Source organism: Mesorhizobium sp. M7A.F.Ca.CA.002.15.2.1 (assembly GCF_003998715.1).
GTDB classification, from domain to species: Bacteria; Pseudomonadota; Alphaproteobacteria; order Rhizobiales; family Rhizobiaceae; genus Mesorhizobium; species Mesorhizobium ciceri.
The window spans coordinates 1-661 of the sequence record NZ_RZPI01001191.1; the positions used below are offsets into that span (position 1 = coordinate 1).

Genomic DNA, 661 nt, shown 5'->3' on the forward strand with positions numbered 1-661 from the left:
GAGCCGCTGACCAACGCCTTGCTCCACGCCTTCATCTACGAGGCCGAGGTGATCGAGGCGGAGCGGCCGATCCCGCAGACGATCCTGCAGGCACGCCGTTTCCTCGAAGAGAACTTTGCCGCCGATCTGTCGATCGAGCGGGTGGCGCAGCAGGTGCGCGTCAGTCCGCAATATCTGGTCTCGGCGTTCAAGAAACATCTCGGCATGACGCCGGCCAAATATCTGTGGCGTTGCCGCCTCGATTACGGCACGCATCTGCTGCAGCGGACAGGACTGTCGATCAGCGAGATCGCCTACCAGGTCGGCTACAAGAACCCCTATCATTTCTCGCGGCAGGTCAAGCTGGCGTTCGACTGTTCACCGACCGAGCTCAGAGAGCAGAAGCGCAACGCCTGATGGTTGCCCACGTGCCTCCGGGTGACGAGGCAAGCATTGCCTCCAGAACCGGGCGGGTGAACTGGCGATATGCTTTCCTCAAGAGCGGACATGGCGGTTTTCCAGGCACAAATGAATTGTCGGGCAATCAGGGTTGATCCGGCGTCAGGCAACGGACCGATGTCTTGCAACCTGGTTGCCGGTCGCGCCTTGGCCAGATCCGTTCGCCGACAACAGACATTCCAGGCTGGACAGCACCATGAGCAATTTCTCTCATCTCGATCCC

The 661-nt window shown here is 60.2% G+C and carries 1 protein-coding gene; it reads left to right on the plus strand.

Annotated features, from left to right (window positions below):
* A partial coding sequence (locus ENZ74_RS33585) for an AraC family transcriptional regulator (RefSeq protein WP_164761491.1) occupies positions 1 to 396 on the plus strand: 396 nt, incomplete at its 5' end.
* Positions 397 to 661 lie beyond the last annotated feature (265 nt).